The following is a 16,519-nucleotide window of genomic DNA, read 5'->3' on the forward strand; positions in this document are numbered from 1 at the left end:
TATCGCTAATTATACAGTAAATAATAATCCCCCTCAGATAAAGCACTCCCTAACACACCATATGAAAAGCTTTCCAACCGCTATCAAGTGGCAGTGGTTAATCTGGTATCAAGACCTAAGATTAAGATAAGAAGAGTTGCCGCTAAAGTATAAGCAAGAAGTGAAGCAACCACGGGCATTTTCTATCTTCGCAAAAAATGAAGTCACTGAAAAGTTTACATTTTTGCAACAATATAAATAAAAAGAGGCCATTGACGGCTATTTTAAGTTTTCTGGCATAAAGAATATAAAAACTTTAATTTGACATAGTGCATCAAATTATAACCTGATCTATTATTTACCATTATTTACTTTTAATAAGGCAGGGAAAATGAATCTATTTCAACAAACACCCAAATCCAGAAGACGTTATGGATTAGCAGCATTTATCGGTTTAATCGCAGGTATTGTCTCATCGTTTGTCAAATGGGGCGCTGAAGTTCCATTACCGCCAAGAAGCCCAACAGATATGTTCAACGCGGCTTGCTCGCCTGAAACTCTGATCCGCGCAGCAGAACAAATTGACTGCTCACGTAATTTTCTAAATCCACCTTATATTTTCTTAAGAGATTGGTTAGGAATTGCAGACCCTAATTCTGCGGTTTACACCTTTGCAGGGCACGTGTTTAATTCAGTGGGTGTTACTCACATCCTATTTTCTATCGTGTTTGCTGTCGGATATTGCATTGTTGCTGAAATATTCCCTAAAATTAAGCTATGGCAAGGGTTATTAGCGGGTGCACTGGCGCAATTATTTGTCCATATGATTTCATTCCCTCTTATGGGGCTCACCCCTCCACTTTTCGACCTCCCATGGTACGAGAATGTTTCAGAAATATTTGGCCATTTAATTTGGTTTTGGTCTATTGAGATTATTCGTCGTGACTTACGTAACCGTATTACTCACGAGCCCGATCCTGAAGTGCCGTTAAACCAACCATTTAGATAATGTTAAAGCCCCCAATGATTGTTTTTCAACTATTGGGGGTCGATGCAAAGTCATCGTTATTTTTTTATTATTGAATATCCAAATACTTATGCGTTTGAATCGATAAACGCCAATTACGCTGTATACAAGTGTCAATACACAATTTCGTTGCTGTCGCCTTTTGGCTAATCGGTTGTAATGCAACGATAGGTGGAGCATCCACAGTACGTAATGCTAAAATTCTTTCAAGCGCTTCAATATCTTTTTCTCGCGCAACTGGGTGCTTAATTTCATTAGCCCTATCCACCGCTTGGCTAAGTACTTTCAATCCGCCTTTCATACCTACTTTTGGTGATACCGTCACCCAAGTCTCTTCTGTGCATTGAACTGGGTAAGTCCCACTCGTTTCAATTTGGCATTGATACCCTTGCTTCTCCAAAGCCTCGGTCAATGATGTTAAATCATAAATACAAGGTTCTCCGCCCGTGATCACAATATGTTTCGCGGTAAAACCACTTTTTTGCATCAATTGGACCAACCCATCCGCATCAGACATCGCCCACCAATCACTATCTTGTGTTTTCAATGCAATATCGCCCAAAGTGGTTTCTTTTGCAGGTTCCTTATCCCAAGTTTGTTTAGTGTCACACCAACTGCAACCAACAGGGCAGCCCTGCAAACGAATAAATACTGCTGGGACACCAGTGAAAACACCTTCCCCCTGTATTGTTTGGAAGATTTCATTAATTGGGTACTTCATACTGCTCCTAGAATAATCCATTTAGCGCATATTATATTGCAGATATCTATCTCACGGGCAATGCACTTTGTGATAATGTAATCACCTTGCGTTCAGGAAAGTACATCAATTAAATCAACGAAACCGAAACTATATTCGGTACAATATATTAAAACAAAGTCAATGACAGGAAAAGACATGCAAAGTAGTGAACAAAATCAACTCAGAAAGGGGCTGAGTGTTCGGCACATTCGCTTTATGGCCTTAGGCTCAGCGATTGGTACAGGGCTGTTTTACGGCTCAGCATCAGCCATTCAGGCTGCTGGGCCTGCAGTATTACTTGCCTATATGTTAGGCGGTGCAGCCGTGTTTATGGTAATGCGTGCCCTCGGTGAAATGGCGGTGCATAACCCCGTCCCAGGCTCTTTCTCTCACTATGCAAGTCATTATATGGGCCCTCTAGCTGGCTTTCTCACTGGCTGGAACTATGTATTTGAAATGCTGGTTGTCTGCTTAGCTGATATTACCGCCTTCGGGATGTACATGGGGTTCTGGTTCCCACATGTCGACCAGTGGGTATGGGTATTAAGTATCGTACTATTTATTAGTGCGCTCAATTTATGTCATGTCAAAATCTTTGGCGAAATGGAATTCTGGCTTTCTATCATAAAAGTCAGTGCCATCATTGGTATGATAGTTGGTGGTGCATTCTTAATGTTCTATGGTTTTGGTCAAGAAACCAACCACGAAGTTGGGCTACAAAATCTGTGGGAACACGGTGGTTTCATGCCAAACGGCATTGAGGGGGTCATCGCCTCTTTAGCTATCGTCATGTTTGCGTTTGGCGGTATTGAAGTCATTGGTATTACCGCAAGTGAAGCCCAGAATCCAGAAAAAACCATTCCTAAAGCCATCAATGCTGTACCTATTCGCATATTACTATTTTATGGTTTAACACTATTTATCCTGATGTGTATTTACCCATGGAATCAAATCGGCCAAAACGGTAGTCCATTTGTACAAATTTTCGATAGCTTAGGTATTCAATCAGCAGCCAATATCTTGAATATTGTCGTTATCACCGCCGCAATTTCTGCGATTAACAGTGATATTTTTGGTGCTGGCCGCATGATGTACGGCATGGCTCAAGATGGGCAAGCGCCAAAAGTCTTTACCAAACTAACAAAAAGTGGTGTTCCATGGGTAACTGTACTGGTTATGTCTGTCGTAATGTTATTGGGCGTTTACCTTAACTACCTATTACCAGAAAAAATCTTCGTGATTATTGCATCTATTGCAACCTTCGCGACCGTCTGGGTATGGCTCATGATCTTACTATCTCATGTTGCTATGCGCCGAAAAATGAGCCAAGAAGAAGTAAAACAACTAAAATTTCCAGTACCGTTCTGGCCTGTAGGCCCTGCTCTCACTATTGCATTCATGGTGTTTGTTATCGCATTGCTAGGCTTCTTTAAAGATACTCAGGTCGCATTAATCGTCGGCTTTGTTTGGGTTGCTTTACTCAGTATTGCTTTCTTTATTATGCGTTCTTACCAAAAGCGCTAACCTAAAAATATAATAGCCCTATATTTATTCCATATAGGGCTATTTTTTATTATGGCTCAATAGCTTGACGAATATCGTCTATTAACTCATCCACGTTTTCTAAACCAATAGAAAGCCGAATCAACCCATCGCTAATACCATATTTCAACCTTTCTTCTCGAGTATAGGTCGAGTGGGTCATGCTAGCAGGGTGTTGAGCTAATGACTCACAATCTCCCAAACTCACCGCTCTTGAAAATAGCTTGAGGCGGTTCAAAAACAGTTTGCCGGCTTCGATTCCGCCTTTTAACTCGCAGGCAATAATCCCCCCAGCTAACTTCATTTGTCTTTGAGCTAATTGGTATTGTTCAAAGTTCGGTAATCCTGGATACATTATTGACTTTATCTGCGGATGAGACTGCAAATATTCAGCAATTTTATGCGTATTTTGAACAATCCGTTCCATGCGAACAGGTAGCGTTTTCACCCCTCTAAGAATTAAATTCGCATCATGAGGAGATAAGCATGCCCCCGTCATGTCTTTCAATCCAACTAACCTTACTTGTTTCGCATACTCTGCGGAAGTCGCTATTGCCCCACCCATTGCATCCCCATGACCATTCATATATTTAGTCAAAGAATGAATAACAATATCAGCACCAAGTGTAATTGGCTTTTGGATATAAGGCGTACAGTATGTATTATCGACAGCCACCAATACTTTTTTTCGATGAGCAATTTCACTCACGGCTGCAATATCAACTAAGCGCATATTTGGGTTAGCCGGTGATTCGAAAAATATTATCCGAGTTTTATCAGTGATCGCTTTAGCCACATTATTTGGATCGCTCATATCAATATGACGCACTTTTACACCAAATCGAGCTAATCCATGATGAAAAAAAGCATAGGTACAACCGTAAACGGTTAAGTCCACTAGTAGTTCATCACCAGGGTTTAACAATGTCCAAAAAGTCGCTGTAATCGCCCCCATACCTGAAGAGAACACAACAGCAGCCTCTGCCTCCTCAAGAGAAGCGATCCTATTTTCTAGTAAAGTTAGCGTCGGGTTATTAATCCGAGTATAAATATACCCCTCTTTTTCACCACTAAAATAGGCACCTCCCTCTTCCACACTTTTAAATACATAAGTTGATGTTTGATAAATGGGTGCTGCTAATGAACCTAAATGTTGGTTTGCATCATAATGGCTATGAATTGCCCGTGTATCAAAAGAACTTTTTATATCTAAACTCATACCACCTCCTAAAAATCACCCTCCTTGGGATTGAGATAATCGAGATCCGACAATTTGCAAAGTCCGTAAAACCGTACTAATTCCACGTAATGTGTCAGGATCTTTTAATAAAGCATACACTGAACGAAAATTTGGGTTTTTACTATCATATACACCTTCCATTTTAGCCATGTTATATGCTGTACCTAATTCCCATACAGGAACCAAAGTATCTTCAAATGAATTTGACAATCTTTCTACTGTACTGTTATCTAAGATATCAATAAGGTCAGAAACTAATGACAGTAAATCAACAATATTATCTAAGCGATTTAATTGTAATAATGGTGCTAATTTTTCAGCAAGATGATTACCTGATTCTGAGCTAAGTAGCTCAACAAGCTTACTTTGAGTTTCATTATTCGACATTTTAAATTCCTCATTAAACTAAGCCACGAATAGCTGCCCAATAGATACCCCTATTGAAGCCATTTCTCAGTAACCCTCCTAATTTAGTTGGAGGAGTCGGAATAACATCGTGTTTATAATCATATTGCAAAGGCATTCCTGCTGTTAACCCCATTTGAGCAACTGCCTGAACTCGTCCATCATATATAGCCGCCGGATAACCATAAATTAATTCACCACAAATGTTATCTGCAATAATTGCAGCTTGGTTATGGCAACTGCCTCCTGCTTTACTAATCGGTAAATCAACGGTATCCCCTATAACATAAACACCGTCTATACCATATACTTGCATAGTTTCATGGTCTGTAGGTAACCATCCCTCACCATTATTGTGTTCACTTAATCCTGTATTAATTACTGCTTCTACTGCGGTGATTGGCGGCGTACTAATCAATAAATCAAAAGGCTGTTCATCCCCTTCTTTTGAGTATGCAATTTTTTTATCGGGATCGACTTTATTTAATGTAAATCCCCTCTGTGCTTGAATATTTTTAATAGTAAATATTTCTGGAATAACTTCACAAACAGGCTGTTGCATAAATAAACAGTTACGTAATAATTGTGACACGGTTGGGTAGGTATAAACTATTTCAATATTATCCCTAACCCGGCGTTTACGTAAGAACTCATCAATCATCAGTGTTGTCTCCATAGGAGCAATGCCACACTGGTGAGGTACATTCGGCGTTTCAGGAAAAGAAACTGTAATAAAAATACGACCTTTTTCAATTTTACTAAGTTGGTCTGCTAATTTACGAGAAGCATCATAGGCATAAAAGTGATTACCAATATCTTTTAGCCCTTCAATTCGTTCAGGTTTAGGTACACAACCTGTCGCAACCACTAAATAATCATAATGGTATTTTTTATTATTTATCGAATATAATTCTTTATCTTTAAAATTAAATGAATCTACTTTATCAATAACTAATTCAATTTCAGGCCTCAATAATTCACGCTCTGGACGACTTAACTCATCTTTAAAAAACATATTGAAAGCCACATACATAAATGCCGGCTTATAATAGTGTATAGGGTTATCTGTTATTAAGGTTATTTTTATTTTTTTCGAAAAAATTTCTTTATTAAGTTTTCTAGCTAAAATATTAGCTAGCATGGTACCACCTGTACCACCACCCACAATAACTATATTTTTCATGGCATTTAATCCTTAAGAAATAAAACAACTCGACAAATAAATCGCTTATCACCGTGCTTTACACTTAATAAATATAGTTTAATTCCAATAATAACTTATACAATAAATTGCATATAATTGAAAAAACAACAAGAAAAACTAATTACTTTCATATATTAAATAATTTTATCCGATAAATTCAAATGTTATTAATTGACTGTTTATTTAAATAAACAGTCATCAGTGTCACTAACCATTTGATAAAAAGATGCTAATACGAGTAGTGCCCTACAATCTTCCACTTAAATAGCACGTCTTCTGCCACCTGCCCATAACCAATGTTATGCATTACCAAATACCGTTGGCTATCAGGTAGCTTAATAGTGGTCACAATTCCAATATGCGGTCGACCATCATCTAAACGCCACGAAACAATATCACCTGGAAAGTAATCTTGGCCATTATTGGTAATTTGTTTTACAGTAGCTTTTCGTGTAAAAAAACGTTCTAAATTAGGGACTCGTCGATGATCAATATTTCTATCTGGCTTGCGTAAACCCCAAATACGCTGACTTGGATATTGATTAAAATTAGTTTTAATATCTTCATGTAATAATTTTTGTAAATCAATTCCGATCTTCCGATAACTACGGATAATCACATCAGAACACACCCCATAATTTTCAGGGACATCACCATTAGGATATTCAATCTGACGATAAGCCGGATCATAAATAACCAAACGGGGTAGTAGTTCTGCTTGTTTCGCTAGCTCGATATTATTTTTTCCCATAACATGGTATGCACAAAATAATAAGGCTATAGGTAATAATCGCTTCAATGAACTATCTCCAGCTATAGTTGATAATAAAATCTACAATAGTTTCAGAGATAAATAAGGTGGGAAACTCTTAAAAAGATCTTACTTAAGCAAATCAAATTGAGTGATGATTGGATTATGGTCAGAAGCATCTGTTTGTAACACTCGACTTTCTTTAAGCTTCAAACCTCTATAAAACATAAAATCTAATGGCCGACCAAAAGCTTTTGTCCGTAAATCTAAATTATAGGTAACTTCTTTTAAGCCAACAGAACGAATAAAGCGTTTTAGTGCATTAATTCGCTGACGACTCCATGCGTTAAAATCACCAGCAAGGAGTACCGGCCCCATATGCTTACTAATATGCGTTCCAAGCTTATTTAGTTGCTTAGTGTAGACATCTACCCCAAAACTAAAATTAATTGCGTGCACATTCGCTACCATCAATTGCTTACCATTCGGTAATGGATAAACCGTAATCAAAGCTGATTTTGCTAAACGTAATAAAGGCTCTTTCTCCCTCAATGGGCAGCAATAAATTGGATGTGATGTTGCCAATGTCATTACACCCGCAGGATGAGGAGAAAAAGGTAAAGCAGGGACTTGGTCAGCGATCAATTGATGTGAAGCAGCAAAAGAAATTAACTCTGGGGACATTTGAGCTTCTTGCAGTAAGATTAGTTTTCTATCGACCACTAACTCACGTAGCATTATTTTCCAATTTGGACGCTGCTGTTTATATATGTTCCAAGTAACGACATCTAAGGTTTCCCCAGCAGCAAATAACGGCATACCAATTGGAAGGGATTCCCCTAACATATGTACAGGTGTAGGTTGAATACGTTTTGCAGGTTCACCTGCAATATATCGAACAGAATAAGTTCTTTTCGCCACGTCTCATATCCCTACATTGCAATGAAATAATCAATACCCTATTACAGCTTGATAAGATATCGCCTACCAGTATATCAAATCAGGCGCATCTTATCTTATCAAATTTGTAGTTTGTACTATTGCGAGGGGTCAACTCGAGACTAAACAATAATACTTATCGCAATCAGGCTACACCGCCTACTAGCTCAATCCCTCAGTGGACTACTGATTACTTTATCACCTTTAACGATAAACACACGATGTAGGCCTCTCTCCCTAAATTGCGTGATTTCGGTTTCCCCAAACGCAAAAAAGCCACCCAATGGGTGGCTTTCTCACTAATTTAATGTCTGGCAGTTCCCTACTCTCACATGGGGAGACCCCACACTACCATCGGCGCTACGGCGTTTCACTGCTGAGTTCGGCATGGGGTCAGGTGGGACCACCGCGCTATTGCCGCCAGACAAATTCGGTTTGTTCTCGTTTAGTACATTTCGTCACTAAACCAGAACTATAATCTTGAACAAGCTGCCATGTCCCTCGCCTCTCGGCTTCTCACGCTCATTGAATCAACGTCATCTCTCAATCTCTAAAACACCTTCGGTGTTGTCAGGTTAAGCCTCACGGTTCATTAGTATTGGTTAGCTCAACATATCGCTATGCTTACACACCCAACCTATCAACGTCTTAGTCTTAAACGTTCCTTTAGGACCCTTAAAGGGTCAGGGAAGACTCATCTCAAGGCAAGTTTCCCGCTTAGATGCTTTCAGCGGTTATCTCTTCCGCACTTAGCTACCGGGCAATGCCATTGGCATGACAACCCGAACACCAGTGGTGCGTCCACTCCGGTCCTCTCGTACTAGGAGCAGCCCCTTTCAATCTTCCAACGCCCACGGCAGATAGGGACCGAACTGTCTCACGACGTTCTAAACCCAGCTCGCGTACCACTTTAAACGGCGAACAGCCGTACCCTTGGGACCTACTTCAGCCCCAGGATGTGATGAGCCGACATCGAGGTGCCAAACACCGCCGTCGATATGAACTCTTGGGCGGTATCAGCCTGTTATCCCCGGAGTACCTTTTATCCGTTGAGCGATGGCCCTTCCATTCAGAACCACCGGATCACTAAGACCTACTTTCGTACCTGCTCGAGCCGTCACTCTCGCAGTCAAGCTGGCTTATGCCTTTGCACTAACCGCATGATGTCCGACCATGCTTAGCCAACCTTCGTGCTCCTCCGTTACTCTTTGGGAGGAGACCGCCCCAGTCAAACTACCCACCAGACACTGTCCGCACCCCGGATAACGGGGCAACGTTAGAACATCAAACATTAAAGGGTGGTATTTCAAGGTTGGCTCCATGCAGACTGGCGTCCACACTTCAAAGCCTCCCACCTATCCTACACATCAAGGCTCAATGTTCAGTGTCAAGCTATAGTAAAGGTTCACGGGGTCTTTCCGTCTTGCCGCGGGTACACTGCATCTTCACAGCGAGTTCAATTTCACTGAGTCTCGGGTGGAGACAGCCTGGCCATCATTACGCCATTCGTGCAGGTCGGAACTTACCCGACAAGGAATTTCGCTACCTTAGGACCGTTATAGTTACGGCCGCCGTTTACTGGGGCTTCGATCAAGAGCTTCTCCTTACGGATAACCCCATCAATTAACCTTCCAGCACCGGGCAGGCGTCACACCGTATACGTCCACTTTCGTGTTTGCACAGTGCTGTGTTTTTAATAAACAGTTGCAGCCAGCTGGTATCTGCGACTGGCTTCAGCTCCATGGGTAAACCACTTCACCTAGCGCCAGCGTGCCTTCTCCCGAAGTTACGGCACCATTTTGCCTAGTTCCTTCACCCGAGTTCTCTCAAGCGCCTGAGTATTCTCTACCTGACCACCTGTGTCGGTTTGGGGTACGATTAATGATAATCTAGAGCTTAGAGGCTTTTCCTGGAAGCGGGGCATGAGCTACTTCGCCACCGTAGTGACTCGTCATCAGACCTCAGCATATAGTGAACCGGATTTGCCTAATTCACCTGCCTACATCCTTAAACCGGGACAACCGTCGCCCGGCCAGCCTAGCCTTCTCCGTCCCCCCATCGCAATTATCACCAGTACGGGAATATTAACCCGTTTCCCATCGACTACGCATTTCTGCCTCGCCTTAGGGGTCGACTCACCCTGCCCCGATTAACGTTGGACAGGAACCCTTGGTCTTCCGGCGTGCGGGTTTTTCACCCGCATTATCGTTACTTATGTCAGCATTCGCACTTCTGATACCTCCAGCATACCTCACAGTACACCTTCACAGGCTTACAGAACGCTCCCCTACCCAACAATATTTACATATCGCTGCCGCAGCTTCGGTGCATAGTTTAGCCCCGTTACATCTTCCGCGCAGGCCGACTCGACCAGTGAGCTATTACGCTTTCTTTAAATGATGGCTGCTTCTAAGCCAACATCCTGGCTGTCTGAGCCTTCCCACTTCGTTTCCCACTTAACTATGACTTTGGGACCTTAGCTGGCGGTCTGGGTTGTTTCCCTCTTCACGACGAACGTTAGCACCCGCCGTGTGTCTCCCGTGATAACATTCTTCGGTATTCGTAGTTTGCATCGAGTTGGTAAGTCGGGATGACCCCCTAGTCGAAACAGTGCTCTACCCCCGAAGATGAGTTCACGAGGCGCTACCTAAATAGCTTTCGGGGAGAACCAGCTATCTCCCGGTTTGATTGGCCTTTCACCCCCAGCCACAAGTCATCCGCTAATTTTTCAACATTAGTCGGTTCGGTCCTCCAGTTAGTGTTACCCAACCTTCAACCTGCCCATGGCTAGATCACCGGGTTTCGGGTCTATACCCTGCAACTCATTCGCCCAGTTAAGACTCGGTTTCCCTACGGCTCCCCTATACGGTTAACCTTGCTACAGAATATAAGTCGCTGACCCATTATACAAAAGGTACGCAGTCACCCTGATAAATCAAGGCTCCCACTGCTTGTACGTACACGGTTTCAGGTTCTATTTCACTCCCCTCGCCGGGGTTCTTTTCGCCTTTCCCTCACGGTACTGGTTCACTATCGGTCAATCAGGAGTATTTAGCCTTGGAGGATGGTCCCCCCATATTCAGACAGGATAACACGTGTCCCGCCCTACTCGTCGAGTTCACAACACTAATATCTTCAGATACGGGGCTATCACCCTTTACTGCCGGACTTTCCAGACCGTTCTCCTGATACTAATGCTGATTAAGACTCTGGGCTGCTCCCCGTTCGCTCGCCGCTACTAGGGGAATCTCGGTTGATTTCTTTTCCTCGGGGTACTGAGATGTTTCAGTTCCCCCGGTTCGCTTCGTTTGACTATGTATTCATCAAACGATAGTGCAACGAATTGCACTGGGTTTCCCCATTCGGAAATCGTCGGGTATAACGGTTCATATCACCTTACCGACGCTTATCGCAGATTAGCACGTCCTTCATCGCCTCTGATTGCCTAGGCATCCACCGTGTACGCTTAGTCGCTTAACCTCACAACCCGAAGGTGTCTTCTTATCAGACGACACTTAACGTCATGGCTGTGCGTGGTGAACTTCTTCGTTGGGTAGTGCTCGCAATGCTCACGTACTATTGTACGCTGCGCTTGCTGCGCGCTAGCCGCCTTGAATTTCACACTGCTCGCTCATGCCACTCGCTTGTGTGTTTGAAAAACACTTCAAGTTGAGATTTTTGAGAGACTCTCACATTGTTTAAGCGATAAACAATGTGCGTTGTTTTCAATTTTCAGCTTGTTCCAGATTGTTAAAGAGCATAATTATTCGCAATAGACTATTTGACTAATCTATTCTGAATAATCAGAAAAATTTATGGTGGAGCTAAGCGGGATCGAACCGCTGACCTCCTGCGTGCAAGGCAGGCGCTCTCCCAGCTGAGCTATAGCCCCATAAAGGTAATTTCAGTATCAATGATAAATAATAAAATTTATACTTCTCGCTTTTAGTATGCTTAAAGTTACCAATTTTGTTTAGTCTAGGCGCGGATTGGCGAAGTTTACTTTTGGGTAAACGAGCTAATCTGCAACAACGAATAAACAAAATTTGGTAGGCCTGAGTGGACTTGAACCACCGACCTCACCCTTATCAGGGGTGCGCTCTAACCACCTGAGCTACAAGCCTATTGATACTGCTACTCTATTTCATCAGACAATCTGTGTGAGCACTTCACAAAAACACTTCAATGGTAAGGAGGTGATCCAACCGCAGGTTCCCCTACGGTTACCTTGTTACGACTTCACCCCAGTCATGAATCACAAAGTGGTAAGCGCCCTCCCGAAGGTTAAGCTACCTACTTCTTTTGCAACCCACTCCCATGGTGTGACGGGCGGTGTGTACAAGGCCCGGGAACGTATTCACCGTAGCATTCTGATCTACGATTACTAGCGATTCCGACTTCATGGAGTCGAGTTGCAGACTCCAATCCGGACTACGACGTACTTTATGAGTTCCGCTTGCTCTCGCGAGGTCGCTTCTCTTTGTATACGCCATTGTAGCACGTGTGTAGCCCTACTCGTAAGGGCCATGATGACTTGACGTCATCCCCACCTTCCTCCGGTTTATCACCGGCAGTCTCCTTTGAGTTCCCGACCGAATCGCTGGCAACAAAGGATAAGGGTTGCGCTCGTTGCGGGACTTAACCCAACATTTCACAACACGAGCTGACGACAGCCATGCAGCACCTGTCTCAGAGTTCCCGAAGGCACTAAAGTATCTCTGCTAAATTCTCTGGATGTCAAGAGTAGGTAAGGTTCTTCGCGTTGCATCGAATTAAACCACATGCTCCACCGCTTGTGCGGGCCCCCGTCAATTCATTTGAGTTTTAACCTTGCGGCCGTACTCCCCAGGCGGTCGATTTAACGCGTTAGCTCCGAAAGCCACTCCTCAAGGGAACAACCTTCAAATCGACATCGTTTACAGCGTGGACTACCAGGGTATCTAATCCTGTTTGCTCCCCACGCTTTCGCACCTGAGCGTCAGTCTTTGTCCAGGGGGCCGCCTTCGCCACCGGTATTCCTCCACATCTCTACGCATTTCACCGCTACACATGGAATTCTACCCCCCTCTACAAGACTCTAGCTGACCAGTCTTAGATGCCATTCCCAGGTTAAGCCCGGGGATTTCACATCTAACTTAATCAACCGCCTGCGTGCGCTTTACGCCCAGTAATTCCGATTAACGCTTGCACCCTCCGTATTACCGCGGCTGCTGGCACGGAGTTAGCCGGTGCTTCTTCTGTCGGTAACGTCAATCGTTGATGATATTAGCATCAACGCCTTCCTCCCGACTGAAAGTACTTTACAACCCTAAGGCCTTCTTCATACACGCGGCATGGCTGCATCAGGCTTGCGCCCATTGTGCAATATTCCCCACTGCTGCCTCCCGTAGGAGTCTGGGCCGTGTCTCAGTCCCAGTGTGGCTGATCATCCTCTCAGACCAGCTAGGGATCGTCGCCTAGGTGAGCCATTACCCCACCTACTAGCTAATCCCATATGGGTTCATCCGATAGCGCAAGGACCGAAGTTCCCCTGCTTTGCTCCTAAGAGATTATGCGGTATTAGCCACCGTTTCCAGTGGTTATCCCCCTCTATCGGGCAGATCCCCATACATTACTCACCCGTCCGCCGCTCGTCAGCGGGAAGCAAGCTTCCCCTGTTACCGCTCGACTTGCATGTGTTAGGCCTGCCGCCAGCGTTCAATCTGAGCCATGATCAAACTCTTCAATTAAAAGTAGCTTGATGCTCAAAGAATGTCTTACTGACCGTAACGTTCTTTTGTTCGGCTAACGTTGTCGGCTTCACATCGCTTCCCCTCGCCGTACCTAAGTACTGTCTCGGGTTATCTCTGCTTGCCTTCGCGTTATCCTTCCAAAATAAGCGTTACTACCTTATTTCATATATATGAATTAACGTGTTAGTCACTCTTCAAGACTTAAAATCAAATATTTTTTTGATAGTGTCCTGTGAGTGCCCACACAGATTGTCTGATAAATTGTTAAAGAGCGTTGCGACTAAATCTGTTTGATTTTCGACTTCGAGGTCGTTGTCGCGAGGAGCCGTATAATACGTTTTCCTCTGTGAGAGTCAAGCAATTTTTTGCTTTTTCTTTTCAGAATCTCTCGCTGCCGTTTCAGTGTTCATCGCGCTTTGCGTTGTCTTGTTCCCGGTCAGTGGTGGCGCATTATAGGGAGTCAGAAAAATCTGGCAACCCTTTTTTTGCATTTTTTTTCTGACTGCTTACTTAACACTCAAAACGACTATTTTTTGATTCTTTTTAGGGCTTCTGGTAACTCAGCAATACTATTAATGACAATATCTGCATTCTCCATAGCCTCATCAGTGACCTGCTCACCACTTTTCACTAACACAGTGGTACCAACTTTAGCCGCTTTTCCCGCTAGTATATCCGCGAGTTTGTCGCCAACCATAATAGAAGCAGCCATATCTATATTTAAGAATGATTGCGCATCTAGTAACATCCCTGGCTTTGGTTTGCGGCAGTTGCAGTCTTGGCGATACTCTTCAATTTTCGCATCGATATGATGAGGGCAAAAATAGATACCATCTAAGTCAACACCGCGGTCGGCTAACGACCAATCCATCCACTCTGTTAGCTGCATAAACTGGTTCTCGGTATAAATACCACGACCTATGCCAGATTGATTAGTTACAATGACTAATGCATAACCCATTTTTTTTAATTCTAACATCGCTTCAATCGAGCCTTCGATAAATTCAAAGTCATCGATTTTATGAACATAGCCATGATCGATATTGATTGTTCCATCTCTGTCTAAAAAGACTGCGGGGGTCCCGTTACTCACCGATTTGCTCCTCAAATTTAATATCTTTTTAGTATCTCATGAAAAGAAAAGAAATGAGAATAGAATAAATAGAACAATCTTTATTGACTTAGACGTCTAGACGCCTTAACATCCAACAATATTAGATACACTATCTAAAAAAACAATTCAGATAAAAGTTAGAAAATATAAATGATAAAGCTCTCAAATATTAATAAGGTTTTCCAGCAAGGAAACCGTAACATTCAAGCGCTGACTGACATTAGCTTGCATGTTCCTGCTGGTCAGATATATGGCGTAATAGGCGCATCAGGTGCAGGTAAAAGTACACTTATACGTTGCGTAAACATGCTCGAACGCCCTACTTCAGGCCAAGTCGTCGTTGATGGGCAAGATTTAACAGCAATGACAGAAAAAACGTTGACGAGAGCACGCCGTGGCATCGGCATGATTTTCCAACATTTTAACTTATTATCTTCACGTACTGTTTTTGATAATGTGGCGCTTCCTTTAGAGCTTGATAATACGCCTAAGGAAAAAATTAATGAGCGCGTTAATGAATTACTCGAACTGGTTGGTTTAACCGACAAGAAAGATAGTTATCCTGCTAATCTTTCTGGAGGGCAAAAACAACGCGTTGCTATTGCGCGAGCCTTAGCAAACTCACCCAAAGTTCTATTGTGTGATGAAGCGACCAGTGCATTAGACCCTGCGACAACACGCTCTATCCTTGAGTTATTAAAGGATATTAATCGTCGTTTAGGATTAACTATCTTATTAATTACCCATGAAATGGATGTGGTAAAACGCATCTGTGACCAAGTTGCAGTCATCAGCGGTGGTCAGTTAATCGAGAAAGATAAAGTCAGTGAAGTGTTTTCTCATCCGAAAACACCGGTTGCCCAAGCATTTATTCAGTCAACATTAGTGATTGATATTCCAGATGACTATAAAGCTCGTTTAAAAGCTGAATCAGGCAGTAATTTATCGCCATTAGTGAAATTAGAATTTACAGGGCAATCTGTTGATGCTCCTTTAATTTCCATGGCTGTACGCAAGTTCGATATAGATATTAATATATTGAGCTCCCAAATCGACTACGCAGGCGGCGTTAAGTTTGGTGTAATGTTAGCTGAACTACATGGCATCAATGGTGGAGTAGAGTCCACAATTACATTTTTAAAAGAACACCATGTCAAAGTAGAGGTTTTGGGTTATGTCTGAGGGAATGATTTCACTACTTATAACAGGAACGATTGATACTATCATTATGACTTTCGTATCAGCGATCCTCGGTTTTTTATTAGGTGTACCGACAGGTGTTTTACTTTATGTCACTCGCCGTGGGCAAGTGATGGAAAATACAGCTCTTTATAGTGTAATTTCAGCGGTAGTGAACGTATTTCGTTCAATCCCGTTTATCATTCTATTAGTATGGATTAGCCCATTCACTAAATTCTTGGTTGGTTCGGCCATTGGTATTGAAGGCGCTATTGTTCCATTGACAGTTGGCGCAATTCCCTTTATTGCTCGTATGGTTGAAAATACATTATTAGAAGTACCAAGTGGTTTGATTGAAGCTTCAAGGGCTATGGGGGCAACACCGCTACAGATTATTCGTAAAATATTGTTACCTGAATCATTACCGGGGATTATCAACGCAGCAACTATCACATTAATTATGTTAGTCGGCTACTCAGCAATGGGCGGTGCTGTGGGTTCTGGTGGTTTAGGGCAAATTGCAATGCAATATGGGTATTACACCTACAATCCATTAGTGATGAATACCGTACTTGTTTTGTTAATCATTTTAGTTTTCATCATTCAATACACTGGTGAATACTTAATGAAAAAAGTATCACATCGATAGTAAGTAAAATAGCTGC

General features: G+C 42.7%; 12 protein-coding genes, 2 tRNA genes and 3 rRNA genes. 4 read left to right on the forward strand and 13 right to left on the reverse strand.

Annotated features, from left to right (window positions below):
• The first annotated feature begins 370 nt into the window (after positions 1–370).
• On the forward strand, positions 371–988 hold the full coding sequence (locus RB151_RS17380) for a YagU family protein (RefSeq protein ID WP_042848942.1): 618 nt from the start codon (positions 371–373) through the stop codon (positions 986–988).
• Between the two features lie 67 nt (positions 989–1,055).
• On the opposite strand, the gene queE is transcribed toward RB151_RS17380, so the two are convergent.
• Entirely contained in the window at positions 1,056–1,727 is a 672-nt protein-coding gene (queE, locus tag RB151_RS17385) for a 7-carboxy-7-deazaguanine synthase QueE (RefSeq protein WP_042848943.1), read from the reverse strand.
• A 177-nt stretch (positions 1,728–1,904) separates the two neighbouring features.
• Between queE and RB151_RS17390 the strand changes: the two genes are divergently transcribed.
• Positions 1,905–3,272, forward strand: coding sequence for an amino acid permease (locus RB151_RS17390; protein ID WP_042848944.1), 1,368 nt, complete (start codon positions 1,905–1,907; stop codon positions 3,270–3,272).
• A 49-nt stretch (positions 3,273–3,321) separates the two neighbouring features.
• Here RB151_RS17390 and megL read toward each other — a convergent pair whose 3' ends face one another.
• The 12 genes from megL to gmhB form a co-directional block, all read right to left on the reverse strand.
• Positions 3,322–4,509 carry a methionine gamma-lyase gene (gene megL, locus RB151_RS17395; RefSeq protein ID WP_071548563.1) on the reverse strand — a complete coding sequence of 396 codons (1,188 nt, stop codon included), beginning with the start codon at positions 4,507–4,509 and terminating at the stop codon, positions 3,322–3,324.
• Between the two features lie 15 nt (positions 4,510–4,524).
• The gene (locus RB151_RS24450) at positions 4,525–4,917 is read right to left on the reverse strand and encodes a hypothetical protein (RefSeq protein WP_048608213.1); all 393 of its coding nucleotides are present in this window, start codon (positions 4,915–4,917) and stop codon (positions 4,525–4,527) included.
• 13 nt (positions 4,918–4,930) lie between these two features.
• A complete protein-coding gene (locus RB151_RS17405) occupies positions 4,931–6,118 on the reverse strand; it encodes an NAD(P)/FAD-dependent oxidoreductase (RefSeq protein WP_042848947.1) in 1,188 nt (395 codons plus the stop codon).
• A gap of 250 nt (positions 6,119–6,368) precedes the next feature.
• Entirely contained in the window at positions 6,369–6,890 is a 522-nt protein-coding gene (locus tag RB151_RS17410) for a DUF1287 domain-containing protein (RefSeq protein ID WP_094301239.1), read from the reverse strand.
• Between the two features lie 129 nt (positions 6,891–7,019).
• On the reverse strand, positions 7,020–7,811 hold the full coding sequence (locus RB151_RS17415) for an endonuclease/exonuclease/phosphatase family protein (protein ID WP_042848949.1): 792 nt from the start codon (positions 7,809–7,811) through the stop codon (positions 7,020–7,022).
• Positions 7,812–8,138: 327 nt separating this feature from the next.
• Positions 8,139–8,254: ribosomal RNA gene (gene rrf, locus RB151_RS17420) — 5S ribosomal RNA — on the reverse strand.
• Between the two features lie 146 nt (positions 8,255–8,400).
• Positions 8,401–11,309 (reverse strand): 23S ribosomal RNA (locus RB151_RS17425).
• A gap of 336 nt (positions 11,310–11,645) precedes the next feature.
• Positions 11,646–11,721, reverse strand: a tRNA-Ala gene (locus tag RB151_RS17430).
• Between the two features lie 155 nt (positions 11,722–11,876).
• Positions 11,877–11,953: transfer RNA gene (locus tag RB151_RS17435), tRNA-Ile, on the reverse strand.
• Between the two features lie 65 nt (positions 11,954–12,018).
• Positions 12,019–13,558 (reverse strand): 16S ribosomal RNA (locus tag RB151_RS17440).
• The 16S, 23S and 5S rRNA genes sit together here with 2 tRNA genes alongside, the layout of an rRNA operon.
• A 356-nt stretch (positions 13,559–13,914) precedes the next feature.
• Positions 13,915–14,052, reverse strand: a complete 138-nt coding sequence (locus RB151_RS24455; protein ID WP_216712901.1) for a hypothetical protein — start codon at positions 14,050–14,052, stop codon at positions 13,915–13,917.
• A 35-nt stretch (positions 14,053–14,087) separates the two neighbouring features.
• Positions 14,088–14,654 carry a D-glycero-beta-D-manno-heptose 1,7-bisphosphate 7-phosphatase gene (gene gmhB, locus RB151_RS17445; protein ID WP_071548564.1) on the reverse strand — a complete coding sequence of 189 codons (567 nt, stop codon included), beginning with the start codon at positions 14,652–14,654 and terminating at the stop codon, positions 14,088–14,090.
• A gap of 171 nt (positions 14,655–14,825) precedes the next feature.
• Between gmhB and metN the strand changes: the two genes are divergently transcribed.
• Positions 14,826–15,857, forward strand: coding sequence for a methionine ABC transporter ATP-binding protein MetN (metN, locus tag RB151_RS17450; RefSeq protein ID WP_071548565.1), 1,032 nt, complete (start codon positions 14,826–14,828; stop codon positions 15,855–15,857).
• Complete coding sequence (gene metI / locus RB151_RS17455; protein WP_042848959.1) at positions 15,850–16,503, forward strand: methionine ABC transporter permease MetI; 654 nt, start codon at positions 15,850–15,852, stop codon at positions 16,501–16,503. Before metN ends, metI begins: the two co-directional genes overlap by 8 nt.
• The last annotated feature ends 16 nt before the right edge of the window (positions 16,504–16,519 follow it).

Origin of the sequence: Providencia rettgeri (genome assembly GCF_001874625.1) — a bacterium.
Lineage (GTDB): Bacteria > Pseudomonadota > Gammaproteobacteria > Enterobacterales > Enterobacteriaceae > Providencia > Providencia huashanensis.